Origin of the sequence: Microbacterium hydrothermale, from assembly GCF_004854025.1 — a bacterium.
GTDB lineage: Bacteria > Actinomycetota > Actinomycetes > Actinomycetales > Microbacteriaceae > Microbacterium > Microbacterium hydrothermale.
On sequence record NZ_STGM01000001.1, the window covers coordinates 302,758 to 318,709 of the forward strand.

Sequence of the window (15,952 nt, forward strand, 5' to 3'; positions counted from 1 at the left end):
CCCCCGGTTCAGCAGCAGGGGAGGAGGACCGCCCGCGGAACCCCGCCCAGGAGGCGCAGCGGGTTGATGTACTCGCCCTCGAGTCGGACGCCGAGGTGCACGGACCCCGGTGCCGTGTGTCCACCGCGGCTCACGACCGCGATCCGCTGGCCCGTCCGCACGTGGTCCGCCACCGCGAGGTCGGAGTCCACCGGCTCGTAGGAACTGACGAGACCATCGCCGTGGTCGATCGTCAGGACGCCGCGCCCCGCGACCTCGCCCCGGAAAGCGACGACCCCGTCGGCGGGCGCCAGGACATCGGTGCCGGCGACGTCGATGCCGCGGTGCCCCGGGCCGTAGGGGTGGGCGGGCGCTTCGTAGGGGCGGACGATGCGCACCGGGGCGACCGGCCACGTCCAGCCGCGATCGGGCACCGGGTCGGCGGCCACGGCGCCCGTCGGAGCGACGGCGAGAAGAAAGGTCGCGACGAGCACGAGGGCGGATGCGAGCAGCCGGAGGCGAGGCGGGAGCGACGGACGCATGTCGCGAGTCTGGCCACCCCGCTCCCTTCCCGCGGGCGCGCGCGGCGGTGCGGGGGATGATCGGGGGCGCGCACGCGAGGGGGAGGACCCGTCCTGTATGCTGAGTGGTGCATCCCGCTCGTCGGGATGACTCCGCGTGCCCACAGCGCACCGTGTCGATCTGCGATCGGCGCACAGCGCGGCATCCACACCCCATGGTCCTCCGCTCCGGCGGGTGGCGGGTGTGCGCCGGGCACCAGGCTCGTCAGACGGTCCGTCTGGCGCGAACAACCACAACCACGGCGCATGAGCGCCCAGAAACAGGAGTACGACCATGGCCGTCGTCACCATCCGCCAGCTGCTCGACAGCGGCGTTCACTTCGGACACCAGACCCGCCGGTGGAACCCGAAGGTCAAGCGCTTCATCCTGACCGAGCGCAGCGGCATCCACATCATCGACCTGCAGCAGTCGCTCGGCTACATCGACAAGGCGTACGAGTTCGTCAAGGAGACCGTCGCGCACGGCGGCACCATCCTCTTCGTCGGCACCAAGAAGCAGGCGCAGGAAGTCCTCGCCGAGCAGGCGACCCGCGTGGGCCAGCCCTACGTCAACCAGCGCTGGCTCGGTGGCCTCCTCACCAACTTCCAGACGGTGTCGAAGCGCCTCGCCCGCATGAAGGAGCTCGAGGAGCTCGACTACGAGAACCCGGCTGAGAGCGGCTTCACCAAGAAGGAGCTGCTGCTCAAGAAGCGCGAGCTCGACAAGCTGCACAAGTCGCTGGGCGGTATCCGCAACCTGCAGAAGACCCCCTCGGCCATCTGGGTCGTCGACGCCAAGCGCGAGCACCTCGCGGTCGACGAGGCCAAGAAGCTCGGCATCCCCGTCATCGGCATCCTCGACACCAACGCCGACCCCGACGAGTTCCAGTACCCGATCCCCGGCAACGACGACGCGATCCGCTCGGTGAGCCTGCTCACGCGCATCATCGCCGACGCCGCGGCCGAGGGCCTGATCCAGCGTCACCAGCCCGCCGGTGAAGAAGAGGCCGCAGAGCCCCTCGCCGAGTGGGAGCGCGAGCTGCTCGAGACCCCCGCCGAGTCGACCGAGGCCCCGGCCGCCGAGTCGACCGACGAGGCTCCCGCCGCCGAGGCGACCGAGGCTCCCGCCGCCGAGGCCGAGGCCACCGACAGCAAGTAAGCCGCGCGACCGCCGCGTCACCCTTCGGTGAACGGCCGGTCACCCGCACAGGCTACGATCCGGCGGGGTCGTGACCGCGTCCGCTCCGCGACGCGAGCCACGATCCCGCCGGGCTCCTCTTCACGGTGGGGTCGTGACCGCCCCTCCTCGGGGGATGACACGGCCCCGCTGGGCTCACATCTAGAACGCAAACGACAAGGAGACCGCCACACCATGGCAAACTTCACGATCGCCGACATCAAGGCGCTGCGCGAGCAGCTCGGCACGGGCATGGTCGACACCAAGAAGGCGCTCGAAGAGGCTGACGGCGACGTCGAGAAGGCCGTCGAGATCCTGCGTCTCAAGGGCGCGAAGGGCAACGCGAAGCGTGCCGACCGCTCGACGAGCGAGGGCCTCGTGGTCGCTCGCGAGAACGCCGGCTCGGTCACGCTGCTCGAGCTCGCCTGCGAGACCGACTTCGTCGCCAAGAACGAGCGCTTCATCGCTCTGGCCGACAAGGTCGTCGACGCGGCCGCCGCCGCCGGCGCCGACTCGGTCGAGGCCGCTCTGGCCGCCGACGCCGAGGGCAAGACCGTCGAGCAGCTCATCTCCGACGAGGCCGCGATCATCGGCGAGAAGGTCGAACTCCGCCGCGTGCGCACGATCTCGGGCGACAAATTCGAGGTCTACCTTCACAAGACCAGCAAGGACCTGCCCCCGCAGGTCGGCGTGGTGCTCGCCTACACCGGTGACGACGCCGAGACCGCTCGCTCGATCGCGCAGCACATCTCGTTCGCGAACCCCTCGTACCTCACCCGCGACGCCGTGCCCGAGGCCGACGTCGAGAAGGAGCGCGAGATCGTCACCGAGATCTCGCGCAACGAGGGCAAGCCCGAGGCCGCCCTGCCGAAGATCGTCGAGGGCCGCGTCAACGCGTTCTTCAAGCAGGTCGCCCTGCTCGACCAGGACTACGCGAAGGACAACAAGCTGTCCGTCGCCAAGGTCGCGTCCGACGCCGGTCTCACCCTGACCGACTTCGCCCGCTTCAAGGTCGGCGCGTAAGCAGTCGTGAAAGGCCCGGGATGCCACGGCATCCCGGGCCTTTTCCCTGCCCGCGCTCCGATCGGTTCCGCCGTATCGGTCCGCCACAGCGGGGAGATAGTTTGTTCAAGACGAGAGGACACCACACGTGATCGATGAAGCCACCAAGCGCCGCCGGGTTCTGCTCAAGCTGTCGGGGGAGGCGTTCGGCGGAGGCCAGTTGGGTGTCAACCCCGACGTGGTCAGCCAGATCGCCCGTGAGATCGCCGAGGCGGTGGACCGGGTCGAGATCGCGATCGTGGTCGGCGGCGGCAATTTCTTCCGCGGCGCCGAACTCAGCCAGCGGGGCATGGACCGCGGGCGTGCCGACTACATGGGCATGCTCGGCACCGTGATGAACTCCCTCGCCCTCCAGGACTTCCTCGAGCAGGCGGGCGCGGCCACGCGCGTGCAGTCCGCGATCTCGATGACCCAGGTCGCCGAGCCTTACATTCCGCGTCGTGCGGTGCGGCACCTCGAGAAGGGGCGCGTCGTGATCTTCGGCGCCGGCGCGGGTCTGCCGTACTTCTCGACCGACACCGTCGCCGCCCAGCGGGCCCTGGAGATCGGCGCGACCGAGGTGCTCGTCGCGAAGAACGGCGTCGACGGCGTCTACACCGCCGACCCGCGCGTGGACCCCAGCGCCACCAAGCTCGACCACCTCACCTACAACGACGCCCTGCAGAAGGGGCTCAAGGTGGTCGATTCGACGGCGTTCAGCCTCTGCATGGACAACGGCATCGACATGCGCGTGTTCGGTATGGAGCCGGCCGGCAACGTCACCCGTGCCCTGCTCGGCGACGAGATGGGAACGCTCGTCACCGCGTGACGCGCCGCGCGGGCCCGGGGAGCCGGGCCCGCGCGCGACTAGAGTGGGAAGTCAGTTCCAACGAATGGAGTCACCGTGATCGCCGATGTCCTCGCCGATGCCGGAGCGCGTATGGATCGCGCCGTGGAGGCCGCCAAGGAGGACTTCGCGACCGTCCGCACCGGACGCGCGAACCCCCAGATGTTCCAGAAGGTCCTGGTCGACTACTACGGGTCGCCCACCCCTCTCGCCCAGCTCGCCTCGCTGAACAACCCCGAGGCACGCACGCTCGTCATCAACCCCTACGACAAGTCCGCGTTGAAGGCCATCGAACAGGCCATCCGCGACATGCCGAACCTGGGGGTCAACCCCACGAACGACGGCACCATCGTGCGCGTCACCATGCCCGAGCTCACCCAGGACCGCCGCAAGGAGTACGTCAAGATCGTGCGCGGCAAGGGCGAGGACGCCAAGGTGCAGGTGCGCAACCTCCGCCGCAAGGCGAAGGACGACCTCGACGCCCTCAAGAGCGACGTTGGCGAGGACGAACTCGTCCGCGCCGAGAAGGAGCTCGACGCCGTCACGCGCACGCACGTCGACCTGATCGACGAGGCGCTCAAGCGCAAAGAGGCAGAGCTCCTCGAGGTCTGACCCGCATGCCCGACGTCCCTGAAACCGGCGATGCCGAGCCGGTCGACACGCTCGACGGCCGTCGGGGCGGGTCGGCGCGCCGTTCCCCGGCCACCGGCGAAGGGGTGACGGCGATCGAGTCGCAATTGCGCGCGATGCGGTCGGATGCCGAGCAGCACATCGCCCACGCGCGCGCGGAATTCGATCAGGCCAACGAGCGTCTGAAGCAGCGGACCGGTCGCGACGTCATCGTCGCCACGCTCATCGGGGTGGCGATCGGTGCGATCGTGATCGCCTCCCTGATCTTCGTCAAGTGGGCGTTCGTGCTGTTCGCCGCGGCGGCGATGGTGCTGGGCGTCCTCGAGTTCAGTCGAGCGCTGCGCGTCGCCGGTCGGCGCGTCGACGTGGTGCCCCAGCTGGCGATGGGCTTCGTGCTGCTGCTCAGCGGCTTCTTCCTCGGAGCCTGGGTGCACTGGATCGCCGCTCTCGTCGCCGTCAGCGTCGTGATCGTGTGGCGCTTGGTCGCGCAGCTGTTCGCCGCCGACGGTCGCGCCCGCATCGAGGTGGTCGGCGACGTCCTCGTCGCCGGCTTCGTGCAGTTGTACGTCCCGTTCCTCACCAGCGTCGCCATGATCCTGCTGGCGCAGCCTCGCGGGGAGTGGTGGGTTCTGGCCTTCCTCATCCTCGCCGTGGCGGCCGACACGGGCGCCTACATCTCCGGTCTGACCTTCGGCCGCGGCGGGCGGCATCCGATGGCGCCGCGCATCAGCCCCAAGAAGACGTGGGAGGGCTTCGCCGGCGCCTGCGTCGCGGCGCTCGTCGCCGGTGCGCTGCTCGCGGCCTTCATGCTGCAGGTGCCGTGGTGGGCCGGTCTGATCTTCGGAGCCGTCGTGCTCGCGACTGCGACGGTCGGCGACCTCGGCGAGTCGATGGTCAAGCGCGACCTCGGCATCAAAGACATGAGCTCGTGGCTCCCCGGGCACGGGGGAGTGCTCGACCGCCTCGACTCGATCCTGCCGTCGGCGACGGCCGCTCTCGTGATGTTCTACCTGCTCGCCCCGTTGGGAGTGTCATGACCGAGACCCCGATCCACGACAGGGTGTCGGCGACACCCTTCCCCGACGCGCCCGGGCGCGCGAAAGGGTACGAGAAGCGCGCCGTCGACGCGTTCCTCGCCCGCGCGCGGGAGGCCTTCGAGGCCGACGACGACGGCGTCCTGCGCTCGTCCGAGGTGCGCGCGGTGTCGTTCCCCCTGGTCCGCGGCGGCTACGCCGTGGCTCCGGTCGACGCCGCCCTCGGGCGGGTCGAAGACGCGTTCGCCGCACGCGAGCGCGAGCACGCGCTGTCGCGCCTGGGTGCGCGCGCGTGGGTGGCCGAGACGCGCGACACCGCCCAGGTCGTCCTCGACCGGCTGAGCCGGCCCCGGGGGCAACGGTTCGAGCGCGTATCTTTTCTGCACTACGGCTATCGCGTCGACGAGGTCGACGTCGTCGCCGATCGGATCGCGCGCTATCTCGCCGCCGGTGACCCCGTGACTCCCGATCAGGTGCGCGCCGTGGCCTTCCGCCTCCAGCGCGGCGGTTACCGCGAGACCCAGGTCGACGCCGTGCTCGACGCGGTCGTCGAAGTCATGCTCGCCGTCGGATGAGGCCTCGGGATGACACCCGCCCCGGGGCGTCGGTAGACTCGTCGGCACTGTGACTTCTGGTTCGGATCTCTCGCGTCGATCGTCCGCCCGCGTCGCCCGTCGAGGCGCCGGGGCCATCGACGTGATCCCCCCGGCACTCCCTCGTCGCGCGGCGCCGCGGTGGTCGCGTCGTCGTGGGGTGGTCGGCGTGTTCGGCGCCTGCGCCGCCGTGCTGTTCGCCGCGGCCTACGTCGGCCCCATGGGTGCCTCGCTGCTGCCCGCGCAGGCCGAGGAGCCGCACACGGTCACGCTCTACGCCGAGGGCCTCGGCGACACGCAGGCCGTGTCGACGACGGGCGAGAAGCAGGCCCCCGACCTGCAGCGCTCGAGCTACAACGTCTACGTCAAGCCGAAGCCCACGCCCACGCCGACGCCGTCGGCCACGCGCGATTCGGGCTCGTCCGCCGGCGACGGCGGCGGCAGCAGCGGCCCGCTCTTCTACACCGGCGGAGGCGCGCCGGCCGAGTGGATGGCCGCCGCCGGGATCTCCGAGTCCGACATGGGCTACGTCGACTACATCGTCAGCCGCGAGAGCGGATGGAACCCCAACGCCACGAACCGTTCGTCCGGCGCGTGCGGTCTCGTCCAGGCGCTGCCGTGCAGCAAGGTCCCCGGCAACGGGTACGACCCCGTCGACAACCTGCGGTGGGCCACCGGGTACGCCACGGGGCGCTACGGCAGCTGGGAGGGCGCGTACGCCTTCTGGACGAGCAATCACTGGTGGTGAGCGGCATCCATGCCCCGCTCGCGTAAGCGCCGCCCCGATCCGGGTCGCGGCGACGATTCCCTCAATCGCCTGATCGCGGGCTGGAAGCGCACCGAGGTCAAACGCGGCGCGGAATGGACCGTCCAGCCGCTCTCGGGGCCGCAGGCCGTGAAGGACTACGTGTGCCCCGGCTGCGGGCGCACCGTCACCGCCGGAACCCCTCATCTCGTCGTCTGGCGCGCGGACGGCGTCCTCGGCGATGCGGCGGACCTCGCCGCACGCCGGCACTGGCACACGCACTGTTGGAGGATCGCCTGATGGAGATTCGCGGACCCGTTCTGCTCCCCGCCCGCCGCGAAGAGGTCGAGCTGCGCACGGTCGACGAGCTGACGCTCGTGGGCGAGCTCGCCCTTCCGCTCGAGCGCGAGCCCGTCGCGACCCTGGTGACCCTGCATCCGCTGCCCACGGCGGGCGGTTTCATGGACTCGCACATCCTCCGCAAGGCCGCGGGGCGGCTTCCCGCCCTCGCCGATCTCGCGGTGCTGCGGTTCAACACCCGGGGGACGACCTCTCCGCGCGGGACGAGCGAGGGCGCTTTCGACGGGGGCGCGAACGAGTGCTTCGACGTCGCGGCGGCGATGGACCTCGTGCGGGAGCGCGGCCTTCCGCGCCCGTGGCTGGTGGGGTGGTCGTTCGGCACCGAACTCGCGTTGAAGTACGGACGCGACCACGACATCGAGGGCGTCATCCTGCTCTCCCCGCCGCTGCATCGCGCGAGCGCCGACGAGGTCGCGGCGTGGGCGGGGGATCAGCGTCGCATGGTCGTGCTCGTGCCCGAGTTCGACGACTACCTGCGACCCGCCGAGGCGCGCGAGCGGTTCTCGTCGGTCCCGGATGCCACCCTCATCGCGGTCGAGGGGGGTAAGCACCTCTGGGTCGGCGAGACGCAGACCCGCCGCGTGCTGACCGAGATCGTCGCCGCCGTGAACCCCGACGCGCTGCCGCTGCCCACCGAGTGGGACGGCGACGTCGTCGACTGACCTCAGCGCTCGTTCTGCCGCGGGATGATGACCTCGCGGTAGATGATGAGGATGCTCGCGGCGACGGGGATCGCGATGAGGGCTCCGAGCAGGTTGAGCAGTGCCCCGCCCGCGAGCGCCGAGATGACGACGACCGATCCCGGCACCGACACCGCCCGGTTCATGATGCGCGGAGAGATGACGTACGCCTCGATCTGCATGTAGACGAGGTAGTAGATGGCGGCCGCGACGATGGCCCAGCCCGGCGTCCCGAGCCCCGGGATGAGGCACGTCAGCACGATGATCGTCGACCCCGTCAGGGTGCCGACGAGCGGGATGAGCGAGAAGAAGAACGCGATCACGGCGAGCACGGCCGGGAAGGGCGCGTTGATGATCGTCAGGAAGATCGCGCTCAGCACGCCGTTGATCACGCCGAGGCTGACCTGCCCCATGACGTAGTACCCGACGGAGTCGGTGATCTTCTCGGCGAGCTCGATGAACCGCGCGCGCTTGGACGCCGGGACCAGCTGGTACACCGCCGACTTGAGCGAGGGGGTGGATGCCGTGAAGTAGATCGTCAGGATGAGCACGATGAACGCCCCGCCCAGGCCCGCCGCCACCGCGCCGGCACCGGTGAGGAGGGAGTTGCCGATCGCCGTCGAGATGGAGCCGACGTCGAGGGTCGTGAACCAGTGCTGGACGCCCGCCCAGACCTCGTCGATCTTGAGCCAGGGGAGGGTGTCGGACGCCCACTGCTGCACCTGCGCGACCACCTCGTTCCAGCGGCCCGGCTGCAGCAGCTGCTCGATCTGTGCGACCAGCTGCGCGATCTGGCTGACGATGATGGGCACGACCATGAAGATGATCCCGGCGAAGATGCCGAGGACCGCCAGGATCGTCACCAGGACGGCCGCCCAGCGCGGCAGTCCTCGTCGCTCCAGGAACGAGACGACCGGGTCGAGGCCCAGGGAGAGGAAGAGCGCGGTACCGACGTACAGAAGGATCGTCGACAGGTTCTGCACACTGCCGATCAGCAGCAGGCCGACGCCGACGCCGAGCGTCGCCAGCAGCGCGACCCGGAAGGGATTGTGGATCTTCATGCCGAACGACTCCCGCCTCAGCCGGGCGAGCGTGCCCGTCTCGTCAGGATAGTGACCGCGGGGCCCCGCATCGGCGAGCCACGAGCCTCGCCGCGAACTTTCAGCCGCCCTCGGATAGTCTGAAACGTCGATTCTTCGGTGGCGCCCGAGCTGCCGGTGGGGATGGTGTGAAGCGTGAGATTCGTCTGGGCCGTGGTGGCGTTCGTCATCGCCGCCGCCATGATCGGTGCCGGCATCGCCCAGCGCACGGTCTTCCAGGGGCCGTCCGAGACCACGAAGGCGGTGCAGACCGAGGGAGCCTCGGCCTACACCCTCATCGACGGCTCGGTGCTCACGAGCGTCCCGGGAGCGCAGACCCTGCGCGTCGAGGGCGACGGGGCCGTTTTCCTCTCCTACGGCCGCACCGCTGATCTGAAGGCGTGGCTCGCCGATGTGGACTACACCGCGGTGACCGTGAACGGCGAGGGCGAGGTGCAGACCGCCGACCAGGCGCCGACGGTGACCCCCGCGTCCGCCGCCACCACGGGCGGACGCAGCCCGATCGACAACGACCTCTGGCTCGACGAGTTCGAGCAGACGGGTTCCCTGTCGACCACCCTGCAGCTCCCGAGCGACATGAGCGTTCTGGTCGCCTCGGACGGCACCGCGCCCGCCCCCGCGAACGTGAGCGTGACGTGGCCCATCGACGACTCCACGCCCTGGGCGGGCCCGCTGATCGTCGGCGGCGGTATCGCGCTTCTCGCCGGCATCGTGCTCTACCTCCTCGGCATCCGTCACGTGCGCCGTTCGCGCCGCCCGCGCCGCAAGGGCCTGCCGCTCCCCGTCACCGAGCCCATCTCGATCGCCGAATCGGATGCCGCGGCCAAGGGCGTGGTGAGCGAAAGCCCCTCGCGCCGATCCTCGGGTTCGCGCGGTCGTCGTGCGCTCGTCGCCGTCCCCGCGTTGGGCGTGTCGGTGGCGCTGCTCGCGGGATGCTCGGCGGACGCCTGGCCGCAGTTCGCGGCCTCGGAGACTCCGACGCCCACCCCGACCGTCGTCGTCCCGGAGGGGCAGTTCCCTCCCGCGGTCACCGAGGCGCAGGCCAAGCGCATCGTGTCCCGCGTGTCGAGCACGGTCGCATCCGCCGACGCAGCCCTCGACCAGAACGCCGCCGCCCAGCGTCTGTCGGGCCCCGCGCTGGCCGAGCGGGCGACCAACTACACCTTGCGCGCGGCCCTTCCCGATCGCCCCGCCCTCCCGGCGATCCCGTCGGAGCCGGTGCAGATCACGCTGCCGCAGACCACCGGCTCGTGGCCGCGCTCGCTCATGACGGTGGTGGAGTCGGCGGATGCCGCCACCCCGACCACGACGATCATGATGATGACGCAGGAGACGCCCTGGGACGACTACAAGGCGTCCTACGTGGGCAACCTGGAGGCGTCCACCAACCTGCCCGAACTCGCCGCCCCCTACGTCGGCGCGACGCAGGTGCCGCCGGACTCGTCGTTCCTCACCCTCGCCCCTGAGAAGGTGGCGGCCGCGTACGCCGACATCATCAACAACGGCGAGAACAGCGCGTCTGCGCCCCTCTTCGACACCGGGAACGACCTGCTGCTGTCGGCGATCCAGGACAACAAGACCAAGCGCACCGACGAGCTCAACCAGACGGGTGCCGGCACCGCGGAGATCAGCTTCGCCGCCTCGGCGGGTCCCGCGACGCCGATCGCGCTCGCGACGCTCGACACCGGAGCGATCGTGGCGGTGAACGTCTACGAGAGCGACACCGCTAAGCCGACCAACGCCGACGCGGTCATCAAGCTCGACAACAACCCCGCGGTCAAGGCCCTCACCGGGGTCGACCAGTCCGCGACGGGCTTCACCACGACCTACTCCGACCAGGTGTTCTTCTACGTGCCCAGCCAGGGTTCCGACGACAAGATCCGCCTGCTCGGCTACCGTTCCAGTCTCCTCGAAGCGAAGGTGTCCCCGTGAGCACTCCCGCCCCCGGTTCCGTGATGCGCGGCGCCGTCGACCTCTCGTCGCTGCGCAACCGCCCGGCCGCCCCCGCGGCGCCCGCCGCCCCGCCCGCCGACGGCGCGGCGCCGGCCGGCGCTCTGCCGCTCGTCTTCGACGTCACCGACGCGACTTTCGGCGAGGTGCTCGAGCTCTCGCGCACGGTCCCCGTCGTGATCGACCTCTGGGCCGAATGGTGCGGTCCCTGCAAGCAGCTCAGCCCGGTGCTCGAGAAAGTCGTCACCGAGCTGGCGGGTCGCCTCGTGCTCGCGAAGGTCGACGTCGACGCCAACCCGCAGCTCGCGCAGGGCTTCCGCGCGCAGTCCATCCCGATGGTGCTCGCCCTCGTCGCCGGCCAGCCGGTGCCGTTGTTCACCGGCGCGGTGCCGGAGCAGCAGGTGCGCGACGTCTTCGCCCAGCTCCTACAGCTGGCCGCCCAGCACGGGGTGACGGGAACCGTCCCCGTCGAGGGTGCCGCCGCGGACGCGCCTGCGGAGGAGCCCCCGCTCCCGCCGCTGCACGCCGAGGCCTTCGCGGCGATCGAGGAGGGTGACTACGCCCGCGCCATCGCCGCGTACGAGAAGGCCCTCGCCGAGAACCCGCGGGACGCCGACGCGCGCGCCGGCCTCGGTCAGGTGCGCCTGCTCGACCGCGTGCAGGGCGCCGACCTCCAGGCGGCACGGGCCGCGGCCGCGGCCGAGCCCACGGGCGTCGACGCGCAGTTCGTCGTCGCCGATCTCGACGTCGTGGGCGGTCACGTCGACGACGCGTTCGGTCGACTGCTCGACCTGTTCGCGGCGCTCCCGTCGGACGAGCGCGCCCCGGTGCGCGAGCGGCTTCTCGAGCTGTTCGGCATCGTGGGGGACGACGACGCCCGTGTGATCCGCGCGCGTGCGCGGTTGGCATCCCTCCTCTTCTGAGCCACGATGAACGGCCCCGCCCCCTCGAGGGGAGCGGGGCCGTTCGCGTTCTGCCCGGCGAACGCACGAGGCCCGCCCCCGGAGGGACGGGCCCTGTGCGTGACCGGGTCAGGCGCCCGCGCGGTGGTGCAGCCAGAGCACGCCCAGCGGCGGGAGGGTGAGCGTGGCGCTGCCGCGGCCGTCGGTGGCCACGGCGCCGAGGTTGCCCTGACCGGAGCCACCGAACGCCTCGGCGTCGCTGTTGAGCACCTCGGTCCACATGCCGGACTCCGGCAGGTCGAGGGGGAAGTCGGTGAGCGGAACGCCCGAGAAGTTGCACACGACGGCGACGGTGTTGCCGTGGTGGTCGCGGCGGGCGAACGCGAGCACGTTCGGGTTCCACGCCGGAGCCCCCAGGCGCGAGAACGCGGCGCCGTCGTGGTCCCGCGACCAGAGCGCCGCCTGCTCCTTGTACACGCGGTTCAATTCGCCGACGAAGTCGTGCAGCTGTCGGTGCGAGGGCTGGTCGAGCATCCACCAGTCGATCGAACGCGACTCCGACCACTCCGACATCTGGCCGAACTCCTGGCCCATGAACAGCAACTGCTTGCCGGGGTGCCCCCACATGTACGCCAAGAACGCGCGCATGTTCGCGAGCTTCTGCCAGTGGTCGCCGGGCATGCGGCCGAAGAGGCTGCCCTTGCCGTGGACAACCTCGTCGTGGCTGATCGGGAGGATGAAGTTCTCGCTGAACGCGTACACGAACGAGAACGACAGCTCGCCCTCGTGGTGCGAGCGGTACATCGGATCGCGCCCGATGTACTGGAGCGAGTCGTTCATCCAGCCCATGTTCCACTTGAACCCGAAGCCGAGACCGGCGTGGCTCGTCGGGGCGGTGACACCGGGGAAGCTCGTGGACTCCTCGGCGATCAGGGCGATGCCCGGGTAGCGCTTGTACGAGGTCGCGTTGACCTCCTGCAGGAAGCGGATCGCCTCGAGGTTCTCCCGGCCGCCGAACTGGTTGGGGGCCCACTCCCCGTCGTTGCGGGAGTAGTCGAGATAGAGCATGGATGCCACGGCATCCACGCGCAGACCGTCGACGTGGAACTCCTCGAACCAGTACAGCGCGTTCGCGACGAGGAAGTTGCGCACCTCGTTGCGGCCGTAGTCGAAGATGAGCGTCCCCCAGTCCTTGTGCTCGCCGCGACGGGGATCGGGGTGCTCGTACAGCGCCTCGCCGTCGAAGCGGGCGAGGGCGAAGTCGTCCTTCGGGAAGTGCCCCGGGACCCAGTCCATGATCACGCCGATGCCGGCCTGGTGCAGGCGGTCGATGAGGTAGCGCAGGTCGTCGGGGGATCCGAAGCGGCTCGTGGGGGCGTAGTAGCCCGACACCTGGTATCCCCACGATCCGCCGAAGGGGTGCTCCGCGAGCGGGAGGAATTCAACGTGCGTGAAGCCCTGCGCGCCGACGTAGTCGATGATCTCGTCGGCGGCGTCGCGATACGACAGGCCCTGCTTCCACGAGCCGAGGTGCAGTTCGTAGATCGACATGGGCCGGTCGATCGGCGCGGTCCGGGAGCGCTCGTTGATCCACGCGTCGTCGGCCCAGGCGTAGGCGGAGTCGGTCACGACCGACGCGGTGGCCGGGGGGACCTCGGCCAGGCGCGCCATCGGATCGGCCTTCTCGATCCATTGTCCGCCCCGCGTGAGGATCTCGAACTTGTAGCGTGTGCCGAGGCCGATCCCGGGGATGAAGAGCTCCCAGACACCGCTGCCGCCCATCGAGCGCATCGCGCTGCCGGTGCCGTCCCAGCCGTTGAAGTCGCCGATCACGCGCAGCGCGCGGGCATCGGGCGCCCAGACCGTGAACGCGGTGCCGCTCGAACCGTCGAGCTCGCGCACGTGCGCACCGAGAACGCGCCACAGCTCCTCGTGACGCCCCTCGGAGATGAGGTGGAGGTCGAGTTCGCCGATCGACGGGGCGTGCCGGTAGCCGTCGTCGGAGGCGTGCTCCGAGCCGTCGTAGGACGCCCGCACGACGTAGGCGCCCGGGTGGGTGGCCACGGGGGCCTCCCAGATCCCGCCGCGCACGTGCTCGAGCGCGACGGAGGTCCCGTCGGCGAGTTCGGCGACGACCGTCGCGGCGAGGGGACGCCGCGAGCGGATGACCCAGCCGTCGGCGGTCTCGTGCACGCCGAGCACGCTGTGCGGGTCGTGGTGGGCGCCGTGCGCGACGGCGTCGAGGATCTCGGGGGAGAGGGAGGTCATCGGGTCTCCTTGACGTGCAGGATGTGCACGGGCTCGCTGAAGGCGTCGAGGCGGACGAAGTTGTGATCGGCCCAGGTCCAGACCTGGCCGGTCACGAGGTCTTCGACGTCGTACGACGCGCCGGGCTCGACGCCGAACACGGTCGTGTCGAGGTGGACGGTGGTCTCGCGGGCCGAGTGGGGGTCGACGTTGGCGACCACGATCACCGTGTCGGCGACGCCCGTGGGGCTGAGGGCGGCGTCGAGGTGCTTGGAGTAGACGAGGATCGCGTCGTCGTCGCTCCAGTGCACCCGCAGGTTGCGCAGCTGTCGCAGCGCGGGGTGGTCGCGCCGTGCGGCGTTGAGCATGCGCAGGTACGGGGCGAGCGAGTCGCCCGCGGCCTCGGCGCCCGCCCAGTCGCGGAACTTGTACTCGTACTTCTCGTTGTCGATGTTCTCTTCCGAACCCGGCCGGGCCACGTTCTCGAACAGCTCGTACCCGGCGTAGACCCCGTAGGTGGGGGCCGCGGTCGCGGCGATCGCGGCGCGGATCTTGTAGGCCGGTCGACCGCCGAACTGCAGGTACTCGGTGAGGATGTCGGGGGTGTTGACGAAGAGGTTGGGGCGCAGGAAGTCGTCGGTCTCGCGCGCGAGGCCGCCCAGGAACTCCTCGAGCTCCTCCTTGGTGTTGCGCCACGCGAAGTACGTGTAGCTCTGCTGGAAGCCCGCCATCGCCAGCCCCTGCAGCGGTGCGGGGCGGGTGAACGCCTCGGCGAGGAAGACGGCGTCGGGCTCCTCCGCGCTGACGGTGGCGATGAGCCACTCCCAGAACTGCAGGGGCTTCGTGTGCGGGTTGTCGACGCGGAAGATGGTGACGCCCTGCGCGATCCAGTGGCGCACGATGCGCAGCACCTCGGCGCGGATGCCCTCCGGGTCGTTGTCGAAGTTGACCGGGTAGATGTCCTGGTACTTCTTCGGCGGGTTCTCGGCGAAGGCGATCGATCCGTCGGGGAGGGTCGTGAACCACTCGGGGTGCTCGGCGACCCAAGGGTGGTCGGGCGAGGCCTGCAGAGCCAGGTCGAGGGCGACCTCGATGCCCGCCGCGCGGGCGGCGTCGACGAAGGCGCGGAAGTCGTCGAGCGTGCCCAGATCGGGGTGCACGGTGTCGTGCCCGCCCGCGGCGGCACCGATCGCCCACGGCGAGCCGGGGTCGCCGGGCTGGGTGACGAGGGTGTTGTTGGGGCCCTTGCGGTTGGTCACGCCGATCGGGTGGATCGGCGGCAGGTAGAGGACGTCGAAGCCCATGTCGGCGACACCGGGGAGTCGGTCGACGGCGGTGCGGAACGTGCCGCTGATCACCGAGCCGTCGTCGCCGCGGGTCGCGCCCTCGGACCGCGGGAAGAACTCGTACCAGGCGCCGACGCCGGCGCGCTCGCGTTCGACGAGCAGTTCGGCGTCTTTGCCGACCGAGACCAGACCCATCATCGGCCGCGCCTCGAAGAGGGCGGCGATGGCGGGATCGCGCACGATCTGCAGAGCGGTGTCGTCGTGCACCTCGGGGTCGCGCAGAGCGCGAGCCGCGTCGTACAGCACGTCTTTGTCGCTGCCGGGGCGCTTCTTCTCACCGCGCGCGCGGTCGAAGAGCTGAGCGCCCATCTCGCGCATGAGGGCCGTGTCGACGCCCGCCGCGATCTTGACCTCGGCCGCGTGCTCCCAGGTCGCGAAGTCGTCGGCGAAGGACTCGAAGCGGAAGCGCCACACGCCCTGCTCGAGCGGAGCGACGAGGGTCGACCACCGGTCGAACCCGTCGTTCAGGGGGCTGAGACGGTGCAACGACTCGTCGCCCGAGGGGGAGAACAGGCGCACCTGCACGCCGATGCGGTCGTGGCCCTCGCGGAAAGCGGTGACGGTGAAGGGCACGGCCTCGCCGAGGTAGGCGGAGGGGCGGAACCGTCCGCCCGGCACGCTCGGATGAGGCAGCGCCATCGGGATGCGCGGGGTGACCACGCTGCGCGAGGTGGGCGTCGGCTTGACCGGACGCACGGGAATCGAAGCGGCGCTGCGCCAGGGCAGCTCGGGCGAAGGAGTCGTCGTGGTGGCCACGGTCC

15 protein-coding genes are annotated in these 15,952 nt (G+C 70.4%); 11 read left to right on the plus strand and 4 right to left on the minus strand.

All coding sequences use genetic code 11. The annotated features are described in order from the left end of the window. Positions 1-8: 8 nt before the first annotated feature. Positions 9-521: a murein hydrolase activator EnvC family protein gene (locus tag FB047_RS01440; RefSeq protein ID WP_136585459.1), complete on the minus strand. Its 513-nt coding sequence runs from the start codon at positions 519-521 to the stop codon at positions 9-11. A 313-nt stretch (positions 522-834) separates the two neighbouring features. Between FB047_RS01440 and rpsB the strand changes: the two genes are divergently transcribed. The 9 genes from rpsB to FB047_RS01485 all read left to right on the plus strand — a co-directional run bounded on the left by rpsB (position 835) and on the right by FB047_RS01485 (position 7,628). Continuing rightward, positions 835-1,698, plus strand: coding sequence for a 30S ribosomal protein S2 (rpsB, locus tag FB047_RS01445; protein WP_136585460.1), 864 nt, complete (start codon positions 835-837; stop codon positions 1,696-1,698). A 213-nt stretch (positions 1,699-1,911) separates the two neighbouring features. Next, entirely contained in the window at positions 1,912-2,739 is an 828-nt protein-coding gene (gene tsf / locus FB047_RS01450) for a translation elongation factor Ts (RefSeq protein ID WP_136585461.1), read from the plus strand. A 127-nt stretch (positions 2,740-2,866) separates the two neighbouring features. After that, entirely contained in the window at positions 2,867-3,586 is a 720-nt protein-coding gene (gene pyrH / locus FB047_RS01455; RefSeq protein WP_136585462.1) for a UMP kinase, read from the plus strand. Positions 3,587-3,661: 75 nt separating this feature from the next. After that, entirely contained in the window at positions 3,662-4,216 is a 555-nt protein-coding gene (gene frr / locus FB047_RS01460) for a ribosome recycling factor (RefSeq protein ID WP_076675969.1), read from the plus strand. Positions 4,217-4,221: 5 nt separating this feature from the next. Beyond that, entirely contained in the window at positions 4,222-5,271 is a 1,050-nt protein-coding gene (locus FB047_RS01465; protein ID WP_136585463.1) for a phosphatidate cytidylyltransferase, read from the plus strand. Further along, positions 5,268-5,843, plus strand: coding sequence for a DivIVA domain-containing protein (locus FB047_RS01470; protein WP_136585464.1), 576 nt, complete (start codon positions 5,268-5,270; stop codon positions 5,841-5,843). Before FB047_RS01465 ends, FB047_RS01470 begins: the two co-directional genes overlap by 4 nt. Before the next feature lie 49 nt (positions 5,844-5,892). Continuing rightward, on the plus strand, positions 5,893-6,609 hold the full coding sequence (locus FB047_RS01475; protein WP_338095108.1) for an aggregation-promoting factor C-terminal-like domain-containing protein: 717 nt from the start codon (positions 5,893-5,895) through the stop codon (positions 6,607-6,609). Positions 6,610-6,618: 9 nt separating this feature from the next. Continuing rightward, on the plus strand, positions 6,619-6,906 hold the full coding sequence (locus FB047_RS01480) for a hypothetical protein (protein WP_136585465.1): 288 nt from the start codon (positions 6,619-6,621) through the stop codon (positions 6,904-6,906). Next, positions 6,906-7,628, plus strand: a complete 723-nt coding sequence (locus tag FB047_RS01485) for an alpha/beta hydrolase (RefSeq protein ID WP_136585466.1) — start codon at positions 6,906-6,908, stop codon at positions 7,626-7,628. The genes FB047_RS01480 and FB047_RS01485 overlap by 1 nt, the downstream gene beginning before the upstream one ends. Before the next feature lie 2 nt (positions 7,629-7,630). Here FB047_RS01485 and FB047_RS01490 read toward each other — a convergent pair whose 3' ends face one another. After that, on the minus strand, positions 7,631-8,707 hold the full coding sequence (locus FB047_RS01490) for an AI-2E family transporter (protein ID WP_136585467.1): 1,077 nt from the start codon (positions 8,705-8,707) through the stop codon (positions 7,631-7,633). A 174-nt stretch (positions 8,708-8,881) separates the two neighbouring features. On the opposite strand from FB047_RS01490, the gene FB047_RS01495 reads away from it, so the two are divergent. Together FB047_RS01495 and FB047_RS01500 are read left to right on the plus strand one after the other, a co-directional pair. Continuing rightward, positions 8,882-10,678 (plus strand): DUF8094 domain-containing protein, encoded by a 1,797-nt coding sequence (locus FB047_RS01495; protein WP_136585468.1) that lies wholly within the window; start codon positions 8,882-8,884, stop codon positions 10,676-10,678. Beyond that, entirely contained in the window at positions 10,675-11,619 is a 945-nt protein-coding gene (locus FB047_RS01500; RefSeq protein ID WP_136585469.1) for a tetratricopeptide repeat protein, read from the plus strand. The genes FB047_RS01495 and FB047_RS01500 overlap by 4 nt, the downstream gene beginning before the upstream one ends. Positions 11,620-11,727: 108 nt before the next feature. On the opposite strand, the gene glgB is transcribed toward FB047_RS01500, so the two are convergent. Then, complete coding sequence (glgB, locus tag FB047_RS01505; RefSeq protein WP_136585470.1) at positions 11,728-13,866, minus strand: 1,4-alpha-glucan branching protein GlgB; 2,139 nt, start codon at positions 13,864-13,866, stop codon at positions 11,728-11,730. Beyond that, a complete protein-coding gene (locus tag FB047_RS01510; protein ID WP_136585847.1) occupies positions 13,863-15,830 on the minus strand; it encodes a maltotransferase domain-containing protein in 1,968 nt (655 codons plus the stop codon). Before FB047_RS01510 ends, glgB begins: the two co-directional genes overlap by 4 nt. Between the last annotated feature and the right edge of the window lie 122 nt (positions 15,831-15,952).